Source organism: Stenotrophomonas sp. NPDC077421, from assembly GCF_049545505.1.
GTDB classification, from domain to species: domain Bacteria; phylum Pseudomonadota; class Gammaproteobacteria; order Xanthomonadales; family Xanthomonadaceae; genus Stenotrophomonas; species Stenotrophomonas nematodicola.
On the sequence record NZ_JBMWDP010000013.1, the window covers coordinates 1 to 19,092 of the forward strand.

The 19,092-nt window shown below is 67.0% G+C and carries 18 protein-coding genes; 8 read left to right on the plus strand and 10 right to left on the minus strand.

What is annotated here, in order from left to right; genetic code table 11:
- The first annotated feature begins 303 nt into the window (after nucleotides 1-303).
- Nucleotides 304-1,437, plus strand: coding sequence for a hypothetical protein (locus ACPEH1_RS08945; protein WP_423715669.1), 1,134 nt, complete (start codon nucleotides 304-306; stop codon nucleotides 1,435-1,437).
- A 248-nt stretch (nucleotides 1,438-1,685) separates the two neighbouring features.
- Nucleotides 1,686-2,246 carry a hypothetical protein gene (locus ACPEH1_RS08950; RefSeq protein WP_423715670.1) on the plus strand — a complete coding sequence of 187 codons (561 nt, stop codon included), beginning with the start codon at nucleotides 1,686-1,688 and terminating at the stop codon, nucleotides 2,244-2,246.
- Between the two features lie 239 nt (nucleotides 2,247-2,485).
- Here the strand turns inward: ACPEH1_RS08950 and aceA are convergent, their stop codons facing one another.
- Nucleotides 2,486-3,778, minus strand: coding sequence for an isocitrate lyase (gene aceA / locus ACPEH1_RS08955; RefSeq protein WP_153165557.1), 1,293 nt, complete (start codon nucleotides 3,776-3,778; stop codon nucleotides 2,486-2,488).
- Nucleotides 3,779-3,870: 92 nt separating this feature from the next.
- Nucleotides 3,871-5,502: a malate synthase A gene (aceB, locus tag ACPEH1_RS08960; protein ID WP_017357431.1), complete on the minus strand. Its 1,632-nt coding sequence runs from the start codon at nucleotides 5,500-5,502 to the stop codon at nucleotides 3,871-3,873.
- A 108-nt stretch (nucleotides 5,503-5,610) separates the two neighbouring features.
- Between aceB and ACPEH1_RS08965 the strand changes: the two genes are divergently transcribed.
- Together ACPEH1_RS08965 and ACPEH1_RS08970 are read left to right on the plus strand one after the other, a co-directional pair.
- Nucleotides 5,611-6,579: a LysR family transcriptional regulator gene (locus tag ACPEH1_RS08965; protein ID WP_423715671.1), complete on the plus strand. Its 969-nt coding sequence runs from the start codon at nucleotides 5,611-5,613 to the stop codon at nucleotides 6,577-6,579.
- A 10-nt stretch (nucleotides 6,580-6,589) separates the two neighbouring features.
- The gene (locus ACPEH1_RS08970) at nucleotides 6,590-7,492 is read left to right on the plus strand and encodes a LysR substrate-binding domain-containing protein (RefSeq protein ID WP_423715672.1); all 903 of its coding nucleotides are present in this window, start codon (nucleotides 6,590-6,592) and stop codon (nucleotides 7,490-7,492) included.
- Here the strand turns inward: ACPEH1_RS08970 and ACPEH1_RS08975 are convergent.
- Together ACPEH1_RS08975 and lepB are read right to left on the minus strand one after the other, a co-directional pair.
- Entirely contained in the window at nucleotides 7,482-8,723 is a 1,242-nt protein-coding gene (locus ACPEH1_RS08975; RefSeq protein ID WP_423715673.1) for an MFS transporter, read from the minus strand. The genes ACPEH1_RS08970 and ACPEH1_RS08975 overlap by 11 nt on opposite strands.
- A gap of 173 nt (nucleotides 8,724-8,896) precedes the next feature.
- Nucleotides 8,897-9,529, minus strand: a complete 633-nt coding sequence (lepB, locus tag ACPEH1_RS08980) for a signal peptidase I (protein WP_017357435.1) — start codon at nucleotides 9,527-9,529, stop codon at nucleotides 8,897-8,899.
- Nucleotides 9,530-9,706: 177 nt separating this feature from the next.
- Between lepB and ACPEH1_RS08985 the strand changes: the two genes are divergently transcribed.
- Both ACPEH1_RS08985 and ACPEH1_RS08990 read left to right on the plus strand, forming a co-directional pair.
- Complete coding sequence (locus ACPEH1_RS08985) at nucleotides 9,707-10,123, plus strand: hypothetical protein (protein WP_423715674.1); 417 nt, start codon at nucleotides 9,707-9,709, stop codon at nucleotides 10,121-10,123.
- Between the two features lie 3 nt (nucleotides 10,124-10,126).
- Nucleotides 10,127-10,576 carry a 3-dehydroquinate dehydratase gene (locus tag ACPEH1_RS08990; RefSeq protein WP_136006697.1) on the plus strand — a complete coding sequence of 150 codons (450 nt, stop codon included), beginning with the start codon at nucleotides 10,127-10,129 and terminating at the stop codon, nucleotides 10,574-10,576.
- 72 nt (nucleotides 10,577-10,648) lie between these two features.
- On the opposite strand, the gene dcp is transcribed toward ACPEH1_RS08990, so the two are convergent.
- The 3 genes from dcp to arfB form a co-directional block, all read right to left on the minus strand.
- A complete protein-coding gene (dcp, locus tag ACPEH1_RS08995; protein WP_136006699.1) occupies nucleotides 10,649-12,805 on the minus strand; it encodes a peptidyl-dipeptidase Dcp in 2,157 nt (718 codons plus the stop codon).
- Nucleotides 12,806-12,947: 142 nt separating this feature from the next.
- Complete coding sequence (locus tag ACPEH1_RS09000) at nucleotides 12,948-13,508, minus strand: lysophospholipid acyltransferase family protein (protein WP_229296590.1); 561 nt, start codon at nucleotides 13,506-13,508, stop codon at nucleotides 12,948-12,950.
- A gap of 46 nt (nucleotides 13,509-13,554) precedes the next feature.
- Entirely contained in the window at nucleotides 13,555-13,986 is a 432-nt protein-coding gene (gene arfB / locus ACPEH1_RS09005) for an alternative ribosome rescue aminoacyl-tRNA hydrolase ArfB (protein WP_026070967.1), read from the minus strand.
- A gap of 138 nt (nucleotides 13,987-14,124) precedes the next feature.
- Between arfB and ACPEH1_RS09010 the strand changes: the two genes are divergently transcribed.
- Entirely contained in the window at nucleotides 14,125-14,667 is a 543-nt protein-coding gene (locus ACPEH1_RS09010) for a DUF2059 domain-containing protein (RefSeq protein ID WP_026070966.1), read from the plus strand.
- Nucleotides 14,668-14,734: 67 nt separating this feature from the next.
- On the opposite strand, the gene ACPEH1_RS09015 is transcribed toward ACPEH1_RS09010, so the two are convergent.
- Genes ACPEH1_RS09015 through ACPEH1_RS09025 form a run of 3 tightly spaced genes read right to left on the minus strand, consistent with a single transcriptional unit; the run spans nucleotide 14,735 to nucleotide 17,832 of the window.
- Entirely contained in the window at nucleotides 14,735-15,496 is a 762-nt protein-coding gene (locus ACPEH1_RS09015; protein ID WP_051008654.1) for a pseudouridine synthase, read from the minus strand.
- A 33-nt stretch (nucleotides 15,497-15,529) separates the two neighbouring features.
- Entirely contained in the window at nucleotides 15,530-17,188 is a 1,659-nt protein-coding gene (ubiB, locus tag ACPEH1_RS09020) for a ubiquinone biosynthesis regulatory protein kinase UbiB (protein ID WP_136006701.1), read from the minus strand.
- Nucleotides 17,185-17,832 (minus strand): ubiquinone biosynthesis accessory factor UbiJ, encoded by a 648-nt coding sequence (locus ACPEH1_RS09025; RefSeq protein ID WP_166472457.1) that lies wholly within the window; start codon nucleotides 17,830-17,832, stop codon nucleotides 17,185-17,187. The genes ubiB and ACPEH1_RS09025 overlap by 4 nt, the downstream gene beginning before the upstream one ends.
- Before the next feature lie 124 nt (nucleotides 17,833-17,956).
- Between ACPEH1_RS09025 and ddlA the strand changes: the two genes are divergently transcribed.
- Nucleotides 17,957-19,063 carry a D-alanine--D-alanine ligase gene (ddlA, locus tag ACPEH1_RS09030; RefSeq protein ID WP_153165551.1) on the plus strand — a complete coding sequence of 369 codons (1,107 nt, stop codon included), beginning with the start codon at nucleotides 17,957-17,959 and terminating at the stop codon, nucleotides 19,061-19,063.
- The last annotated feature ends 29 nt before the right edge of the window (nucleotides 19,064-19,092 follow it).

Sequence of the window (19,092 nt, forward strand, 5' to 3'; positions counted from 1 at the left end):
ACACCTGCCCAGTACGCCGCGCAGTTGGCGACGAAGAAAGATAACATCAGCACCGGACTCTAAACCCGCTCACTACTCAAGCCGGGGGGACGTCGACGCAGGCACATCGAGCGTCCCGACCTCCACTCGCCCACACAGAGTCGAAGCGGGCCAACAGGTGCCACAGAACGGCTGGTGGTACACCCCGGTCCAAATGGGATCCCGCCGCTACTTCAAGAAGGGTGACCGCTTCCCCGAGTTGAAGGGCAGCGACTACGGCAATGTGCTTTGGATCTGGTCACCCGATCAGTCCGATCCGAAGCTATGAATGAGACTGTAAGTTCATCAAGATATTTGGAGCTCAATCCCTGGCAAAAGCGTCAAGCCACGCTGCTCTACCACTACTCGTCACTGGCGTATGTGGAAGGCCTTCTAAACAGAATTGATCTGCTCGTCTCTTTCGCTGAATCACTTTTGGAAGAACGCTCCAATCTAGATCCGGCAGGAAGAATGCTCGCGAACTGGCAGCCGATCGACACTGCTGGACACTTCTCAACGTACGCTTGCCCTGCTCTGATGGAATTCAGGGAGGGTGTTATCAAGGACATCGCCGCGCGCGCGCATCAGGTTTTTGACATCGCCGGCGAGCGCCAGTGCTCACGCATGCTGGACGAGTATGCGTACCAGATGCCTTGGGCGACTCAGGACCAGGAGGAGCAGTTCAAACATCGTGCCCAGGCTGTCTTTCACTATGCGAGCAAGATCAGCGAAATGATGAGTAGGCCGAGCTTGTGGGACGATTTCGTATTCTGGTCACTATGGCAGGAGGACGGGAAAGGGTTTTCGCACATCCCGAGATTCCGTGTTCGCTCAGACCTTTGTTGCTTCAGCGGCGACACGCCCCCGCGCACGGGCGCGTATGTCCCAGCAGATGATCCTTATGGCTCCTTGCAGTTCGGCTGGACGGGTGGACATGGTGAACTTGGCAATACCTACACGCTTAACCAATTCGGCAAGCTCGCATTGGAGCGTGTTGGCAGGGAAGGACTTTGGGAAGATGTCGACGGACTTCATCGACTGATCAGTGGCCCGGAGGGCCTCCTCCTTCGAAACATCCAACAGCGCGAAAGGTCGCGCCCCCACCTGGCACCCGCAGCTGCATCCCGGGAAAGCTTTGAGGATCGACCTTGCCGTTGGTTCTTTGTTGAGCTGATCGACGATGAGTATGAGGAGATCGACGGCACCTACGCAGGCACGTCGAGCGTCGCGACCGCCACTCGCCCACACAGAGTCGAAGCGGGCCGACAGGTGCCACAGAACGGCTGGTGGTACACCCCGGCCCAAATGGGATCCCGCCGCTACTTCAAGAAGGATGACCGCTTCCCCGAGTTGAAGGGCAGCGACTACGGCAATGTGCTTTGGATCTGGTCGCCCGATCAGTCCGACCCCAAGCTCTGAGCGCGATCATGGGTTCAGGCGCAAATCTGGTGCTCAATCTGTGACACAGGCGTCAGGCCACGCTGCTCTGTCGCTTCGCCTCCCTCCCTTGCCTCAAGGGTCTGCTGGAGCAGATCAATCAGCTGATCGGGTTCTCATGGCCGGCGTATGACAGCCGCTTGTGTCGAGATTGCGTTGCCAACGATGAACCTGGTGCATTGCGGGATACTCGCAATAGCTTTCAGATCGATACCACGGGAGTTTGATCCATGTCCCGAGCATTTTTACTATTTGCCCCCTTTCTCCTGTCAGCCAGTACGTGCTCCGCCGCTGCAGACACGCAGACGTTGCAGGAGCATTGCACAAGTACAGCGGCTGACGACCTGGTTGTGATTGGGATATCTGCGCAAGGGCATGAAAAAGTCAGCGCTTGCCCGCCCGGAGTGGACAGTGGCTGCATCTACGGCCTGACAGTTGGTCAAACCTACAGCGCTGGCACGCCGGACCTCAACGCCGACGGTCAACCAGACCAACTCGTGAGGCATTTCGGCTCGAACTACGGGGACATCGACGTAGTGCACTACCTTGGATTCGTGCAATGCGGAGATGGCACGGCCATCAAAGTGCTTGAAGGGCAGTTCAAGGATGTCATCGCACCAATCATCATCACGGAACCGTGGCCCGATCTGACGGCCACGCGTGGATGTGCAGCGCCCGGGCACGAAGAAGACCCGCCGCAGGAAGTCAAACTCAGCTTTAATCCGGAAACCTATCGCTATGAGGAAGCCCCGAAGCTGGATCCCGCTTCCGCATGCACACACTCCCCCTGAGCGAATCGAGCGGCTCCTCGATCGGGCTGTTGTTTGCGGTGGTCATGGCGTGGTCCCGATGCATGGCGGGCATGGCTGCACCAAGGCAGCGTGTGCGGCAATCCAACCTCGGCCTGAAAGGGTTCATCAGGCATCCGACGATGGTCCCAATCACCGGACAGCTCTCCCACACAGACAGCGGCGGGCGGTCCCTCCGACCGACCGCCGCTCCGGCCTTCCCTGGCCGCTGTTGGTGATCCTCAGGCCGCGCGTTCGGCGTTGAACTGCTCTTCCTCGGTCGAACCGCTCAGGGCGGTCGTCGAGGACTGGCCCTGCTGGATCGCCTGGGTGACGGCATCGAAGTAGCCGGTACCGACCTCGCGCTGGTGCTTGACCGCCGTGAAGCCGCGGTCGGCGGCGGCGAACTCGGCTTCCTGCAGTTCCACGAAGGCGCTCATCTGGCGGCGGGCGTAGCCGTGCGCCAGGTTGAACATAGAGTAGTTCAGGGCGTGGAAGCCGGCCAGGGTGATGAACTGGAACTTGTAGCCGTAGGTCGCGATCTCCTTCTGGAAGCTCGCGATGGTGGCGTCGTCCAGATTCTTCTTCCAGTTGAAGCTGGGCGAGCAGTTGTAGGCCAGCAGCTTGCCGGGGAACTTTGCGTGGATCGCCTCGGCGAAGCGGCGCGCGAATTCCAGGTCCGGTTTGCCGGTTTCGCACCAGATCAGGTCGGCGTACGGGGCGTAGGCGAGGCCGCGGCTGATCGCCTGGTCCAGGCCGTTGCGGGTCTTGTAGAAGCCTTCCACGGTGCGCTCGCCCGTGGCGAACGGCTGGTCGTTGGCGTCGATGTCGCTGGTCAGCAGGTCGGCCGCCTCGGCGTCGGTGCGCGCCACCAGCAGGGTGGGCACGCCGAGCACGTCAGCCGCCAGGCGCGCGGCGTTCAATTTCTCGATCGCCTCGCGGGTCGGCACCAGCACCTTGCCGCCCATGTGGCCGCACTTCTTCACCGAGGCCAGCTGGTCCTCGAAATGCACGCCGGCGGCGCCGGCTTCGATCATCGCCTTCATCAGTTCGAAGGCGTTGAGCACACCGCCGAAGCCGGCCTCGGCGTCGGCCACGATCGGCTGCAGGAAGTCGATCTCGTCCTTGCCTTCGGCGTGGTGCAGCTGGTCGGCGCGCAGCAGGGTGTTGTTGATGCGCTTGACCACTGCCGGCACCGAATCGGCCGGGTACAGCGACTGGTCCGGGTACATCTGGCCGGCCAGGTTGGCGTCGGCGGCCACCTGCCAGCCGGACAGGTAGATCGCGTTGAGCCCGGCCTTGACCTGCTGCATGGCCTGGTTGCCGGTCAGCGCGCCGAGCGCGTTGACGAAGTCCTTTTCATGCAGGTACTTCCACAGCTTCTCAGCGCCCAGCCGGGCCAGCGAGTGCTCCACGTGCACGGTGCCGCGCAGGCGGACCACGTCGGCGGCGCTGTAGTTGCGCTGGATGCCGGCCCAGCGCGGGTCGGTGTTCCATTCGTGCTGGATCTGTTCGGCGGTGGGCAGCTTGCTCATGTCGGTTCTCCAGGGGGCATTGGGGCAGCGGGGCAGAGCCCCGCTCTACGGGTATGTGGCAGCGGGGCAGAACCCCGCTCTACGGGGATGGGTCAATCGATGCGGTCGTAGGCGGGCAGGGTCAGGAAGTCGGTGAGTTCGTCGCGGCGGCTGAGGTCGGCCAGCAGGGCGATGGCTTCTTCGATGCGCGATGCGCCGGGCAGCGCGCTGCGGTCGCCAAGGCGCGCGGGCAGCTGGGCCAGTGCGGCGTCGAGCAGCGCCAGGTCGATGGCGGTACCGTCGTCCAGGTGCTGTCCGCCGGTATGCAGCCACTGCCACAACTGGCTGCGGCTGATCTCGGCAGTGGCCGCGTCCTCCATAAGGTGGTGGATCGGCACGCAGCCGTTGCCATCCAGCCAGGCCGCCAGGTAGCGCACACACACGTCCACGTTGCCCTCGAAGCCGGCGCGGGTGATGGTGCCGGTCGGGGTGGCGATCAAAGCGTCGCGATCCACCTGCACATCGCGGCGCAGCACCTGGTGCTGGTTTGGCCCGGGCATGTGCGCATCGAAGATCGCCTGGGCCACCGGAATCAGCGCCGGATGCGCGACCCAGGTGCCGTCGTGGCCAGCGCTCACTTCGCGCAGCTTGTCCGCGCGCACCCTTGCCATCGCCTGCTCGTTGGCGGCCGGATCGTGATTGATCGGAATCTGCGCGGCCATGCCGCCCATCGCGTGTGCGCCACGGCGATGGCAGGTCTGGATCAGCAGTTCCGAGTACGCCTTCAGGAACGGCTGGGTCATGGTCACCTGGCCGCGCTCGGGCAGCACCTTGTCGCGATGGCGGCGGAAGGTCTTGATGTAGGAAAAGATGTAGTCCCAACGCCCGCAGTTCAGGCCGACGATGCGGTCGCGCAGCGCATGCAGGATCTCGTCCATCTCGAACACTGCCGGCAGCGTCTCAATCAGCACGGTCACCTTGATCTGGCCGTGCGGCAGGCCGAGCATGCCCTCGATGTGCGACAGCGCGGTTTCCCACAGCGCGGCCTCTTCCATGCTCTGCAGCTTGGGCAGGTAGAAGTACGGGCCGCGCTGGCGGCACATCAGGGTGCGGGCGTTGTGGTACGCGAACACGGCCGCATCGAACAGGCCACCGGCCAGCGGCTGGCCGTCGATGCGCACGTGCTTTTCGTCCAGGTGCCAGCCGCGCGGGCGCACGATCAGCACGGCCTGCTCGTTCAACGGGCGCAGCGCGTACTGCTTGCCGTTGGGCGCGGTATGGGTGAGGTCGCCCCGCACGGCGCCGATCAGCGCCTGCTGGCCCGCCAGCAGGTTGCGCCAGGCCGGGGCGGTGGAATCCTCGAAGTCGGCCATGAACACCTTGGCGCCGGAGTTCAGCGCGTTGATGACCATCTTCGGGTCGGTCGGGCCGGTGATCTCGACGCGACGGTCCTGCAGGGCATCCGGAATGGGCGCCACGGTCCAGTCGTCGGCGCGGATGGCGGCGGTATCCGTCCGGAAGTCGGGCAACCCACCGCCGTCGAAGAAGGCCTGGCGCGCCTGGCGTGCCTGCAGCCTGCGCTGGCGCTCGGGCTCGACCGCACGGTGCAGCGACACCAGCAGCGCCAGTACCCCCGCCGGCAGCAGCGCGGACTGGCCGGCGAGCTGGGTGGTGAGGGCGATGCCCGGCGTGGCCGGGGCGTCGGCAGGGGTGGGCTGGGCGGTGGCGTAAGCGACGGCGGACATGGACGACTCCTGCGGTGCGGTAGGGCTACACCGTGCGCCGACGTATCGATATTTGACAAAGCAGTTATTGCAATGCTTTACATAAGTTGTGCTTATACTCGTTACGCCATGCCCACACAGAGCCCCCCAAGTCCCCGGTTTTCCTACAAATCCGACCGGCTGAAACCGCTTCGGGCGTTCTGCCAGACGGTCCGTCTCGGCTCGGTCTCACGGGCAGCCGAGGCGCTGTTTGTGAGCCAGCCAGCCATCAGCCAGCAGTTGCAGGCGCTGGAACGGGAACTGGGGGTGGGTCTGTTCGAGCGCAGCGGGCGCCGGCTGGTGCCCAGCCGTGAAGGCCAGCTGCTGTATGAAATGGCCCAGCCGCTGGTGGAGAACCTGGATGGGCTGGAGGCCAGCTTCCGCGACAAGGTGAAGGGGCTGGACGCCGGCGAGCTCAACATCGCCGCCAACAGTTCGACCATCCTGTACCTGCTGCCGCGCATCGTGGAGCGCTTCCGCCAGCGCCATCCGGATGTGCGGCTGACCCTGCACAACGCGATCAGCGCCGACGGCACCGACCTGCTGCGTAGCGATGCGGCCGACCTGGCGGTGGGCTCGATGACCGACGTGCCGGCCGACCTGAGCTACGCCCCGGCCTACCGCTTCGAGCAGGTGCTGATCACCCCACCCGCGCATCCGCTGGCCACCCTGCCCGAGCTGACCCTGGCCGCGATCTCGGCCTACCCGCTGGTGCTGCCGCCGAAGCGCCAGATCACCTACCGCCTGGTGGACCAGGTGTTCCAGCGGCAGCGCGTTCCCTATACGGTGGCGCTGGAAGTGGGCGGCTGGGAGGTGATCAAGCAGTACGTGGCGATGGGCATGGGCATCTCGATCGTACCGGCGCTGTGCCTCAACGATGCCGACCGCGACCGCCTGGCCACCCGCTCGATGAGCGCCTGGTTCCCCGAGCGCAGCTACGGGGTGATCGTGCGCCGCGGGCGGTTCCTGTCGTCGCAGGCGCGCGCCTTCATCGAGCTGATCCAGCCGGACCTGTTCAGTCCGCGCAGCTATGATGAAAGCGGTCACTCCGAACGCTGACGCGCCTGCCATGTCGATCGAACTGCGCCACCTGCGCTATTTTCTGGCGGTGGCCGATACCCTTCACTTCGGCCGCGCCGCCGAGCGGCTGGGGATGTCGCAGCCACCGCTCAGCCAGCAGATCCGTCAGTTGGAAACGCTGCTGGGCGCGCGCCTGTTCCTGCGCACCAACCGCCGCGTGGAACTCACCGATGCCGGGCGCGTGCTGCAGGAGCAGGCCGGCGCGGTGCTGGCGCGGATGGACAAGGCAGTCGACCTCACCCAGCGCGCGCAGCGCGGCGAAACCGGCGAACTGCGCATCGGGCTGACCCGCGCCACGCCGCTGTCCACGCAGATTCCACGGGCGATCTTCGCTTACCGCCAGCAGTTTCCGCAGGTTCAGTTGAAGCTGCGCGAGATGAACACCCTCCAGCAGATCGATGCGCTGATGGCCGGCGAGCTGGATGTCGGGCTGATCCGCAAACGTGCGCTGCCGGCACCGTTGATGTCGCGCCGGTTGTTCAGCGATCCACTGGCGCTGGTGGTGCACGACCAGCACCCGCTGCTGCGCGGTCTGCCCGCCGATGCGGCAGTGGCGTTGCGGCTGTTCGCGCATGAGCCGTTCGTGGGCTTCCTGCGCGAGGTCGGTGCCGGCATCCATGATCATGTCATCGCGCTGTGCCGCAGCGCCGGATTCACGCCACGCATCGTGCAGGAGGCCGGCGAGGCTTCGACGCTGATCAGCCTGGCCGCGTCGGGACTGGGCGTTACGGTGTTGCCGGCCTCGTGCAGTCACATTCAGGTGGACGGTGCGCGCTTCGTCGCGCTCAGCGATCGCGCGGCGAGTTCGGAAGTCCACGTGGCCTGCCGGCGCGGTACGGCATCACCGTTGATCGCGCACTTCACCCGGCTGCTGCAGGACGTCAGCGGCTGAGCGCGAGCTCGCCGGTGGCCGGTTGCGTACGGCGTCCCAGGCGCCAGGCGACGGCAGCGCCGGCCACGGTCAGCACGCCGACGAAGCCGCACACGCCGAGCCAGTCCCAGTGCGTGTAGAACACCCCGCCGAGTACGCCGGCCACGCTGGAGCCGAGGTAGTAGGCGAACAGGTACAGCGCCGATGCGTCGGCGCGCATCGCACCGGCGCGGCTGCCGACCCAGCTGCTGGCCACCGAGTGCCCGCCGAAGAAGCCGAAGGTCACCAGCGCGATGCCGGCGGCCATGCAGCCCAGCCACGGCAGCGCCAGCAGCGCGATGCCCAGCGCGATCAGGCCATAGCAGATGCCCAGGACGCGGCTGCGCCCGTAGCGGTTGGCCTGCTGCCCCATCCATGCCGAGCTGAAGGTGCCCACCAGGTAGACGCTGAAGATCAGGCCCACCACGGTCTGGCTGAGGCCATACGGGGGCGCCATCAGGTGGTAGCCGAGGTAGTTGTAGAGGGTGACGAACACCCCCATCAGCACGAAGGCGGTGGCGAACAGCAACGGCAGGCCGGGGTCGGCAAACAGGCTGCGCCAGCGCGCCGGCAGTTCACGCAGGCCGCTGCGGCGGCTCTGGAAATGGCGCGACGGCGGCAGTTGGACCCACAGCAGCAGCGTGCTCGCCACCGCGATCAACGAGACCACGCCGATGCCCCAGCGCCAGCCCCAGTGGTCGGCGACGATGCCGGCGATGAGGCGCCCGCTCATGCCGCCGATGGCGTTGCCGCCGATGTACAGGCCCATCGCCAGGCCGAGCGCGCGGCTGTCCATTTCTTCGGCGAGGTAGGTCATGCCCACCGCCGGTACGCCGCTCAGCGCGATGCCGAGCAGCGTGCGCAGCACCAGGAGGGTGGACCAGTCATCCACCATCGCCGTGGCAACGGACAACACGCTGGACGCCAGCAGCGCGGCAACCATCACACCGCGCCGGCCGATGCGGTCGGAGATCAACCCGGCAATCAGCATCGACACCGCCAGCAGGCCGGTGCTGAGCGACAGCGCCAGCGCGCTGCTGGCCGCCGACACGCCGAAGTGGCGGCTGAACTCGGGCAGCAGCGGCTGCACGGTGTAGAGCAGACCGAAGGTGGAGAAGCCCGCCAGGAACAGGGCGGCAGCCGTGCGCCGGAACGCCGGCGTGCCCTGCACGATGTGGGAGGTGGGCGTCAGGGCTGCGGTGTCGCCGTTCATTGCGTCAGGGCCCAGGGGGCGGGCCGGTGCGTAAGAGTCAGCGGTCAGGATAGGCAGCCGTTACAGGACGATCCATAACCTGAAATGTCTAGATTGAGACGTTTCGGATATCAATACAGATACCGGTCGGGTCACCACCGGCGAGGGTGACCCGCGCCGGTGCAATGCGCCGCTTACAGCGCCTGCCAGGTGAACCCGTCGCCGCGCCGCCAGTACACGTGCGAGGCCTTGCCGTACAGCGCCGAGGCCTCGACCAGGCCGAAGAAGCGGCCATCCAGGCTGTTGCCGCGGTGGTCGCCCAGCATCAGCACCTTGCCGGCCGGCACGGTCAGCCCGGCGATGTCGGGGCCGCCGCCCTGGCCAAGATCGAGCTGGGCCAGATGGGTACCGAAGTCCTCGACCTCGCCCTGGCTGGCGTCGGCCAGCGGGCGGCCGTTGATGGTCAGATGGCCATCGCGCAGGTCGACCCGGTCGCCGCCCACGGCAGCGATGCGCTTGATCAGACGGACGCCATCGCGCGGCGAATCGAACACGGCCACATCGCCGCGCTGCGGGGTGCCGGTGGCCATCAGCTCCAGTCCGGTGAAGGGCAGGCGCAGGCCATAGGCGCGCATGTCCACCACCACGCGATCGCCGGGCATCAGCGTGTGCTGCATCGAACCGCTGGGCACCTGATAGTGGTTGGCCAGGGTGTCGCGCGCAGCGGCGAGCAGGCCCAGCATCACCAGCAGCGGCAGCGCTTCCTTCTTCAGCCAATGCAGTACGCGGTTGTGTCCTGCGGCGGGGCGGGCAGCGTGGGTATCCATGTCAGCGCTCGGTGAGGGGTGGCGGTGTGACCGTGGTGGCGGCCGGCAAGTTCCCGGGCGCCCGACGGAAAGCTACGCGGTATTTACGCCGCCGCTGCGGCCGTGGCATGGCGGTTTTACGGCCTGCGGCCGCATCGTGACCCCACCGCGCCGCAGGGCGCTCCAACGAGGTGTTCCATGACCATCCTGCTGATCCGGCACACGCCGCCGAGCGCGGCGCCGGATGCCGCGCCGCTGCCTGCCCGGGTCGCCGGGCACCGCCTGGCCTGCCATGACTGCGACTCGCTGCCGGCGCTGGTGCGCTGCCTGCAGGCCGCACGACGCAGCCGCCCGGCCTGGGTGCTGATCGCAACCACCGCCGTGGCGGCTCCGCAGTGGGCCCGGTACGGCGCAGCGGTGCGCGCGGCGCTGGACGCGCTGCCGGCGCCGTACATCGAGATGGCCAGCAAGGACGATGACGCGCTTGATGACCGCCTGCATCCGCAGCATGCGCCGGCTGCACGGGTGGTGTGTGGCCGCAGCCGCGAGGAAGCCTGCCAGCTGTCACTGGCGATCGCCGCACGACGCCTGCAGCCCGCCGTGGGGAGTGCCTGAGCCATGTCGATTTTCATCATCCGTGGCCCGGAAGCCAGTGGCGCGCTGATCCGCACGGCGGTGCCGCTGCCGGCGCCGGTGCTCAAATCGCTGGTGCACCGCGCGATCGACGCCGGTACCACCGTGGCGATCCGCGCCTGCGGGTCGGAACAGGAACTGCTGGACGCCCTGCGCGTGGCCGACCACAGCCGGGGCGAGGTCACACTGCTCGACCCGGGTGCGTGCGTGGGCAGCGTGCGCCTGCAGCGGCTGCTGCCGCACCTGCGCAACCCGTACGTGGAAGTCCATGACGATGACGCCCGCACGCCGGAAGCCTGCCTGCCGGCCGATGCCGGCCAGCGTATCGGCGTGGCGCACGGCTACTGCGCGCAGAGCTACGTGCACGCACTGGAGATCGCGCTGGATCACCTGGGCTGCAGCGAGCTGCGCGAAGGCGTGCACGTGGGAACGTGATTGCGCGATGGTGATGCCGGATGTACGAACGGCAGGGTTTCCCCTGCCGTTCGACGTGCGCTGCCTACCGGATCACTTCAGGCCGCGGTTGACCAGCAGCGGTTCGACCGACGGGTCCTTGCCGCGGAATTCGCGGTAGAGGTCGGCCAGTTCGACGCTGTTGCCGCGCGAGAGGATCTTGTCGCGGAACACCTGGCCGTTTTCCGGGGTCAGGCCGCCATGTTCCTTGAACCACTCGAAGGTGTCATGGTCGAGCACTTCGGCCCAGAAGTAGGCGTAGTAGCCGGCCGAATAGCCGCCGCCCCAGATGTGGTCGAAGTAGGTGGTGCGGTAGCGCGGCGGCACCTGCGCCAGGTCAACCTTGTACTTCTTCAGCGCGGCCGCTTCAAACGGCGCCACGTCCTGCAGCGGCGCGTCGGCCGGCTGGGTGTGCCAGGCCAGGTCGAGCAGCGCGGCCGAGAGGTACTCGGTGGTCGCGTAGCCCTGGTTGAAGGTGCGTGCCTTGAGGATCTTGTCGACCAGGGCCTGCGGCATCGGTTCGCCGGTCTTGTAGTTCTTGGCGTAGTTGGCGAACACCTTGGGGTCCAGCGCCCAGTGCTCGTTGAACTGCGAGGGGAACTCGACGAAGTCGCGCGAGGTGCTGGTGCCGGCAATGGACGGGTACTTCACCTTCGAGAACATGCCGTGCAGCGCATGGCCGAACTCGTGGAACATCGTGGTCACGTCATCGAAGCTGAGCAGCGCGGGCTGGCCGGCGGCGGGCTTGGTGAAGTTGCACACGTTGTAGACCACCGGCTTGGCGCCGGTCAGACCGTCCTGCTCGACGAACACGTCCATCCAGGCGCCACCGGACTTGCTGTCGCGCTTGAAGTAATCGGTGTAGAACAGCGCCAGCGAGGTGCCATCCTTGTCGAACACCTCATAGACCTTCATGTCCGGGTGGTAGGTCGGGATGTCGGTGCGCGGCTTGAAGGTGATGCCGTAGAGCTGGGTGGCGGCGTAGAAGACGCCGTTCTGCAGCACGTTGTCCATTTCGAAGTACGGCTTGATCTGCGACTCGTCCAGATCGTACTGGGCCTTGCGTACCTGTTCGGCGTAGAAGTCCCAGTCCGAGGCGGCGAGTTTGAACCCGCCCTTCTGTGCGTCGATGACCTTCTGCATTTCGGCGATTTCGCCGCGTGCCTTGGCGGTGGCGGCCGGCACGGTGTCGGTCAGCAGCTTGAGCGCGGCGGCCGGGGTCTTGGCCATCTGGTCGGCCAGGCTGTAGGCGGCGTAGTTGTCAAAGCCAAGCAGCTTGGCCTTCTGCGCACGCAGCTGGGCCAGGCGCTGCACGGTCTGCCGGGTGTCGTTGGCATCGCCCTTCTCGGCGCGGGTTTCCGACGCCTTGAGCACGGCGGCGCGCTGGTCGCGGTCGCTCAGCGAGGCCAGCACCGGCTGCTGGGTGGTGTTCTGCAGCGGCAGCACGTACTTGCCGTCCAGCTTGCGGTCCTTGGCGTCGGCGGCGGCGGTGTTGATCGCATCCTCGTCCAGGCCGGCCAGCTTGGCCTTGTCATCGACGACCACGGCACCGGCGGCGGTCGCGGCGACCAGTCGGGTGTGGAACTGCGTGGCCAGCGTGGTTTCTTCCACGTTGAGCTTGCGCAGGGAGGCCTTGTCGGCATCGTTGAGCTGCGCGCCGGCGCGGACGAATTCCTGGTAATCACGCTCGACCAGGCGCTTCTGCACCGGGTCCAGGCCAAGGGCGTCGCGCTGGTCGTACACAGTCTTGATGCGGGCAAACAGCTTCGGGTCGAGGTTGATCTCGTCCTGGTGCTCGGCCAGCCTGGGCGCCACTTCTTCCTGGATCTTCTGGCGCGCGTCGTTGGTATCGGCCTGGACCAGGCCGAAGAAGATGCGCGACACGCGGTTCAGGGTTTCGCCGCTGCGCTCCAGCGCTTCGATGGTGTTGTCGAAGGTGGCCGGCTCGGGGTTGTCGGCGATCCTGCGGACCTCGGCCAGGTGCTGCTTCATGCCTTCATTGAAGGCCGGCAGGTAGTCGCTGTCCTTGATCCTGTCGAATGGCGGCGCCTGGAACGGCAGCGTGCTGGCGCTCAACAGGGGATTGGTGGAGGCCTCGGCCGGCGGCTGCGCGGCGGGGCTCTGGGTATCGGTCACGGGGGTGGACTCCTTGCCGGAACAAGCCGCCAGCGCCAGGCTGATGGCAGCGGCCAAAACTACGGTACGCGACATGAAACGGGCTCCTTGGAAGGGGGTGCGGCGGCGGACAACCACAGCCGATCACCCTACTCCGATTGCCCGTGGGCAGCATGTGCCGGACGTGGCGTCTGGCTGTGCCCGCCCCGGCACCCGCGCGGGCGGGGCCGGGCGGCGCTCAGACGGTGCCGCGGTTCTTGCCCTGCCAGGGGCGGTAGTACTCACGGATGGCCGCCATGTCGGCGGCATCGTCGCCGCTGGAGTAGAACAGCGGGCCGATCCCGATGGTCTTCTCGGGGTAGTGGAAGTACGCGGCCAGCACCGGCACGTCGGCCATCCGCGCGATCTTCAGGAAGCCGGCCTTCCAGTGGGTCACCGCCTTGCGGGTGCCTTCGGGGGTGATGGCGTACCACATGCGCTCGGAGCCCTTGATCAGGCTGACGGCCTGCTCGACAGTACCCTGCGGCGAACTGCGGTCCAGCGGAATCACGCCAAGGGCACGCAGCAGCGGTGACAGCGGCCACCAGAACAGCGAGGCCTTGCCGAGCACTTTGACCTGCATGCCCAGCGCGATCTTGGCGGCCATGCCCCAGAACCCGTCCCAGTTGGAGGAATGCGGGGCCACGATGAAGACCAGCTTGGGCAGGTCCGGGAAGGTGCCGACCACTTTCCAGCCGCCCAGGCGCAGCGTGCAGCGGGCCAGCCAGCGCAGGAAGCGGTTGGGTTTGACCTGCGGCATGTTGGGCGGAACGGCCGGCAACAGCGGACTTCGGTTGTTCAAGCGATCACTCCCAATTGCGTGTGGTGCGCCCGCGCTTGATCTGCGCGCGGCCCTTTTTTTCATCCAGGCGACGCAGCTTCGCGCCGTACGAGGGCTTGGTGGCCACCCGTGGCTTGGGCACGCTGAGGCTGGCCTGGATGAAGGCGGCCAGGCGCTCGCGCGCGTCCTCGCGGTTGCGGTCCTGGGTGCGGAAACGCTGGGCGTCGATGACCAGCACGCCCTCGCCGGTCATGCGCCGGTCACGCCGGGCCAGCAGGCGCGTGCGCAGCGGTTCGGGCAGGGACGGCGAGTTGGCCACGTCGAAGCGCAGTTCCACCGCGGTGGAGACCTTGTTGACGTTCTGCCCACCGGCCCCGCTGGCGCGCACGAAACGCTCGACGATCTCCGTATCCGGAATCGACAAGTGCGCGCTGACGGTGATCGGCCCGGTTCCCATGCGCCGCATTGTAAGGGGGGCACCGCCTGCGGGGCGACTGCAACATCTCCGATGAGGCCGATAACGTCCTCAAACTACCGCCTGATGACGGCCTGGGAGGTATGCTCCGGGTTCCATGCACTGCAGGATGCCCCGCACATGCTTTCGATCCATCCGCCGGCCCGTCGTGGCCTGACCCGTTTCGCCCTGGCCGTGGTGCTGGGGCTGGCTGCGATTGGCCCGGCCATCGCCGCGCCCCCGTCGGACGCCGACATCAACCGCCTGCTGGCCGCCTCGCGCGCGCAGAGCATGCTCGACACCATGTTGCCGCAGATCGAGGCGATGCAGCGCCAGCAGTTCGTCCAGGTGGCCTCGCAGCGCCAGCTCGACGAAGCGCAGCAGGCGCAGCTGCGGCGGATCGAACAGCGCACCAACCAGACCATCCGCCAGGCGCTGTCGTGGCAGCAGCTGCGGCCGATGTACGTGGACCTGTACAAGAAGACCTTCAGCAAGGAAGACGTGCTGGCGATGGCCGAGTTCTACGAGAGCTCGGCCGGGCAGAGCCTGCTCGACAAGACGCCGGCGCTGATGCAGAACGTGATGGTCGCCGTCCAGGACAAGATGCAGCCGCTGTTCGTGGACCTGCAGAAGGACCTGGAAGCGATCGTCAACGAAGAGACGGCCGCACCGAAGTCGCGGTAACGCGGTGGTGGGGCAGCCCGGCAGAGCCCGGCTTTACGGGCGAGACGCAGCCGGGCAGAGCCCGGCTCTACGGGGCGGTGTGCCAGCCGAACAGGTCCATTGCCTTGCGGAATTCGCCATCGACCGGGGCGCTGACGTCCATTGCGGTGCCATCCAGATGCGGGAAGCGCAGGCGCTCGGCGTGCAGCAGCATCCGGTGGATGCCCTGCATGCGGAAGCTGCGGTTGTGGCGACCATCCCCGTGGCTGGTGTCGCCGATCAGGTGATGCGACAGGTGCTTGAGATGCCGGCGGATCTGGCGGAAGCGCCCGGTCTGCGGCTGGCAGCGCAGCAGCGCATAGCGTGAGGTCTCGAACTCGCCGACCGGCACCGCGATCTCGCCCACGGCCACACGCTGGAAATGGGTGATGGCCTGCTTTTTGACCGGTTTGCCCGGGCCGCCGTCCAGGTCGTGGTCGACCGTGAAGGCATCCTCGGCCGGCCAGCCGCGGCAGATCGCCAGGTAGTCCTTGTCCACGTCGCCGCCCATCAGCGACTTGCCGAGCGCACTGGCGCTCTCGCGGTCGAAGGCGAGCAGCAGGCAGCCGCTGGTGGCACGGTCGAGGCGGTGCACGAGGAAGATCGGCTTGCCGAGCTGCTCACGCAGGCGGTCGGCGAGAAAATCGTCTTCGCCGCGGGCCAGCTTGCTGTCGTGGACCATGAGCCCGGCAGGCTTGTTGACCACCGCAAGGCGGTCGTCCAGATGCAGCAGCTGCAGGGGGGCGGTATCGAGGGCGGTATCGGTGTCGTTCACCGACCGATTATCCCCGTCGCGCGCCTGAATCGCCATCAACGGCGATTCAGGCGGTGCGCTGCGCGCCGGTCAGCGCCGCCACCAGGCACTGGCCAGCGAGAACAGGCCCGCCGCGCCGCTCACCCAGCTCCATACCGGTGCATCGCCGAAATACCAGCCACCAGGCTGCATGCCATACAGCACGGCAGCGACGATCAGCAGGCCGACGCCGGCAATCGCAGCCACCGCACGCTTCTGCAGCTTCTGCAGGTTGCTGTTCAAGGCCACCAGGTCCTGCGAACGCATCGACAGTTCGTGCCCGCCTTCGACCTGCTGCTTCAGCCAGGCATGCACCAGACGCGGCATGTCCGGGGTGTGGGTCATGATTTCCGGCAGGCGCTTGCGCAGTTCCTTCATCACCCGGCGCGGGCTGTAGCGCTCGCGCAGGATGCGTTCGAGCACGGGTCGCGCCACTGCCCAGATGTCCAGCTGCGGGTCGAGCTGGCGGCCCACGCCTTCGATGTTGAGCAGGGTTTTCTGCAGCAGGATCAGCTGCGGCTGCAGGGTGAGCTGGTAGCGCTGGGCGACGCGGAACAGCTTCATCAGCACTTCGGCCAGCGAGATCTGCGACAGCGGGCGGGTGAAGTACGGCTCGCATACCGAGCGCGCGGCCGCTTCCAGCTCGTCGATGCGCACGTTGTTGGGCATCCAGCCGGCTTCGACGTGAAGCTCGGCCATGCGCCGGTAGTCCTTGTTGAAGATGGCCATGAAGTTCTCGGCCAGGTAGTACTGATCTTCCTGCGAGAGCTGTCCCATGATGCCGAAGTCCAGCGCGATGAAGCGCGGGTTGTCGCGGCGTGCCGGATCCAGGTCGACCCAGATGTTGCCGGCATGCGCATCGGCGTGGAAGAAGTTGTCGCGGAACACCTGGGTGTAGAACACCCGCACGCCCTTGGCGGCCAGCGCCCTGCGGTCGATGCCGGCCTTGTCCAGCGCAGCGATGTCGTCGGACGGAATGCCCCAGACGCGCTCCAGGGTCAGCGCGCGCTCGGCGGTGTGGCTCCAGATGACCTCGGGCACGTACAGGTCGTCCGAGTCGATCCAGTTGCGGCGCAGGACGCTGGCGTTGGCGCCTTCGCGCTGCAGGTCCAGCTCGGCGGCCAGGGTGTTCTCCACCTCGGCCACCACTTCGCGCGGGCGGATCCTGTCGGCGCGCGGGTGGGTGCGCTCGACCAGTGCGGCGGCCGATTTCAGCAGCGCGATGTCGGCGTCGATCTGCTTTTCGATGTCCGGGCGCAGCACCTTGACCACCACCTGGCGGCCATCGGCCAGCGTGGCTGCGTGCACCTGCGCGATCGAGGCCGAGGCCAGCGGCTGCAGATCGAAGCTGGCGAACGCCTCGCTGACCGGACGGCCAAGCGCCGCCTCCACGATGCGCTGGGCGGTATCGCCGTCGAAGGGTTTGACCCGGTCCTGCAGCAGGGTCAGTTCGTTGGCCACGTCGGCCGGGATCAGGTCGCGGCGGGTGGACAGGATCTGCCCGAACTTGACGAAGATCGGCCCCAGGTCCTGCAGCGCCAGGCGCAGCCGCGCACCGCGCGACTGTGCGGCGATGTCGGCCGAGGCGCGCGGCACGAACGGCTTGGCCAGGCGCAGCCAGCGCTCGGCCGGGGTGCCGTCGAGCAGGTCGTCGAGGCGGTAGCGCAGCAGCACCCGGCCGATCCGGCTGGCGCGGAACATCGCCTTCATGCGCGCACCTGGCGCTGGCGTACGCGCTGCACGCGCACGGTCAAACGTTCCACATCGTCGCGCAGCACATCCACGTCGTCGTGGAAGGCCTCCAGCTCAGCACGCGCTACCACGTCGCGGGACTCCTCGGTGACAAATTCAGCGGCGCTGTGCGCCAGGTCGGACGCGCCACGGCGCGCATGCTGCAGGGCCGAGCGCAGCGCCAGGGCGATCTGCACGCCGAGTACCTCGCCAAACACCCGCACGAACGGCAGCTGCCAGTCCGGGTCGTAACGGCTGGCAAGCTGCTGCAGGCGGCGCGCCAGTTCGGCATCGCCGGCCACCTTGACCCGCCCTGCCGGGGCATCGCCGCCGCGCCGCGCGTTGGCCAGGAACGGCAACTGCGCCAGCACCCCGCCCAGCGAACTGCGTACCGCCAGATCCGGTTCCTGGGTCGGATCCACCGGCCCCACCGTCAGGCGCTGCCCGGCCACGCCGATGCGCATCGCCAGCGCAGGCGCCTCCAGGGTCAGGGCGATGTGGCGGCCGTCGAGCGCGCCCAGCGCGCTGCCGGTGTCCGGGTCCAGCGCCACGGCGCGGTTGAGTGCCACTTCCAGCGCGTGGCCGGCCAGGGGCTTGAGGGAAGAGAGCAGGGAACGGGCCATCGCCGCATTCTACCGCGCCCCCTTGAACGGCGGGCGTCCGCACGGCGGGTGCACCTGCCTTTTTGCCAAGCACCGTGCGCGGGTCCATGCTTGCTTTTTTCAGCACGCCAGGAGCGGTACTACGATGGGCAAGACCCGGGTCGGGATCATTTTCGGCGGGCGCTCGGCCGAGCACGAAGTCTCGCTGCAGTCGGCGAAGAACATCGTCGATGCGCTGGACAAGGAACGCTTCGACGTGACCCTGATCGGCATCGACAAGCAGGGCCGGTGGCACGTCAGCGACCCGCAGCAGTTCCTGCTGAACGCCGATGACCCGTCGCGCATCGCGCTGCACGCCTCCGGCCACGCCGTGGCGGTGCTGCCCGGCCAGTCGCAGCGGCAACTGGTGCCGACCACGCCGACGGCCGTGCTGGAGCAGATCGACGTGGTATTCCCGATCGTGCACGGCACGCTGGGCGAGGACGGGTCGCTGCAGGGCCTGCTGCGCATGGCCAACCTGCCCTTCGTCGGCTCCGGCGTCCTGGGCTCGGCCGTGGCGATGGACAAGGACGTGGCCAAGCGCCTGCTCCGCGATGCCGGCCTGGCAGTGGCACCGTTCGCCTGCATCACCCGCGCCGGCGCGGCCGCCGCCGACTACGCCGCGCTGGTGGCGACACTGGGCCTGCCGTTGTTCGTGAAGCCGGCCAATCAGGGCTCGTCGGTGGGGGTGAGCAAGGTGCGCAGCGAGAGCGAATTCCATGCCGCGCTGGCACTGGCGTTGTCGTTCGACCACAAGGTGCTGGTGGAATCGGCCGTGAGCGGCCGGGAGATCGAGTGCGCGGTGCTGGGCAACGAAGTACCGGAGGCAAGCGTGTGCGGAGAGGTGGTGGTGCACGATGATTTCTACTCGTACGACACCAAGTACATCAGCGAGACCGGCGCGGACATCGTGGTGCCCGCCGACATCGACGCGGATACGCAGGCGCGCATCCAGGACATCGCCGTGCGCGCCTACCAGGCGCTGGACTGCGCCGGTCTGGCGCGGGTGGATGTGTTCCTCACTGCCGGGGGCGAGGTGGTGATCAACGAAATCAACACCCTGCCCGGCTTCACCCGCATCAGCATGTATCCCAAGCTGTGGGCGGCCAGTGGGCTGGGCTACACCGCGTTGATTACCCGCCTGCTGGAGCTGGCAATGGCCCGGCATGCCGCCGAGCGCGGGCTGCAGCACGCCGTTGCGACGACGGCCTGAATCCTTCGCAGGATCCAGGCCGTCGCGGT

What these genes read in the sequence shown, in the direction of transcription:
- ACPEH1_RS08945 (WP_423715669.1), top strand. Translation starts at nt 304, where the DNA reads ATGAATGAGACTGTAAGTTCATCAAGATATTTGGAGCTCAATCCCTGG.
- ACPEH1_RS08950 (WP_423715670.1), top strand. Translation starts at nt 1,686, where the DNA reads ATGTCCCGAGCATTTTTACTATTTGCCCCCTTTCTCCTGTCAGCCAGT.
- aceA (WP_153165557.1), bottom strand. Translation starts at nt 3,778, where the DNA reads ATGAGCAAGCTGCCCACCGCCGAACAGATCCAGCACGAATGGAACACC.
- aceB (WP_017357431.1), bottom strand. Translation starts at nt 5,502, where the DNA reads ATGTCCGCCGTCGCTTACGCCACCGCCCAGCCCACCCCTGCCGACGCC.
- ACPEH1_RS08965 (WP_423715671.1), top strand. Translation starts at nt 5,611, where the DNA reads ATGCCCACACAGAGCCCCCCAAGTCCCCGGTTTTCCTACAAATCCGAC.
- ACPEH1_RS08970 (WP_423715672.1), top strand. Translation starts at nt 6,590, where the DNA reads ATGTCGATCGAACTGCGCCACCTGCGCTATTTTCTGGCGGTGGCCGAT.
- ACPEH1_RS08975 (WP_423715673.1), bottom strand. Translation starts at nt 8,723, where the DNA reads ATGAACGGCGACACCGCAGCCCTGACGCCCACCTCCCACATCGTGCAG.
- lepB (WP_017357435.1), bottom strand. Translation starts at nt 9,529, where the DNA reads ATGGATACCCACGCTGCCCGCCCCGCCGCAGGACACAACCGCGTACTG.
- ACPEH1_RS08985 (WP_423715674.1), top strand. Translation starts at nt 9,707, where the DNA reads ATGACCATCCTGCTGATCCGGCACACGCCGCCGAGCGCGGCGCCGGAT.
- ACPEH1_RS08990 (WP_136006697.1), top strand. Translation starts at nt 10,127, where the DNA reads ATGTCGATTTTCATCATCCGTGGCCCGGAAGCCAGTGGCGCGCTGATC.
- dcp (WP_136006699.1), bottom strand. Translation starts at nt 12,805, where the DNA reads ATGTCGCGTACCGTAGTTTTGGCCGCTGCCATCAGCCTGGCGCTGGCG.
- ACPEH1_RS09000 (WP_229296590.1), bottom strand. Translation starts at nt 13,508, where the DNA reads ATGCCGCAGGTCAAACCCAACCGCTTCCTGCGCTGGCTGGCCCGCTGC.
- arfB (WP_026070967.1), bottom strand. Translation starts at nt 13,986, where the DNA reads ATGGGAACCGGGCCGATCACCGTCAGCGCGCACTTGTCGATTCCGGAT.
- ACPEH1_RS09010 (WP_026070966.1), top strand. Translation starts at nt 14,125, where the DNA reads ATGCTTTCGATCCATCCGCCGGCCCGTCGTGGCCTGACCCGTTTCGCC.
- ACPEH1_RS09015 (WP_051008654.1), bottom strand. Translation starts at nt 15,496, where the DNA reads ATGGCGATTCAGGCGCGCGACGGGGATAATCGGTCGGTGAACGACACC.
- ubiB (WP_136006701.1), bottom strand. Translation starts at nt 17,188, where the DNA reads ATGAAGGCGATGTTCCGCGCCAGCCGGATCGGCCGGGTGCTGCTGCGC.
- ACPEH1_RS09025 (WP_166472457.1), bottom strand. Translation starts at nt 17,832, where the DNA reads ATGGCCCGTTCCCTGCTCTCTTCCCTCAAGCCCCTGGCCGGCCACGCG.
- ddlA (WP_153165551.1), top strand. Translation starts at nt 17,957, where the DNA reads ATGGGCAAGACCCGGGTCGGGATCATTTTCGGCGGGCGCTCGGCCGAG.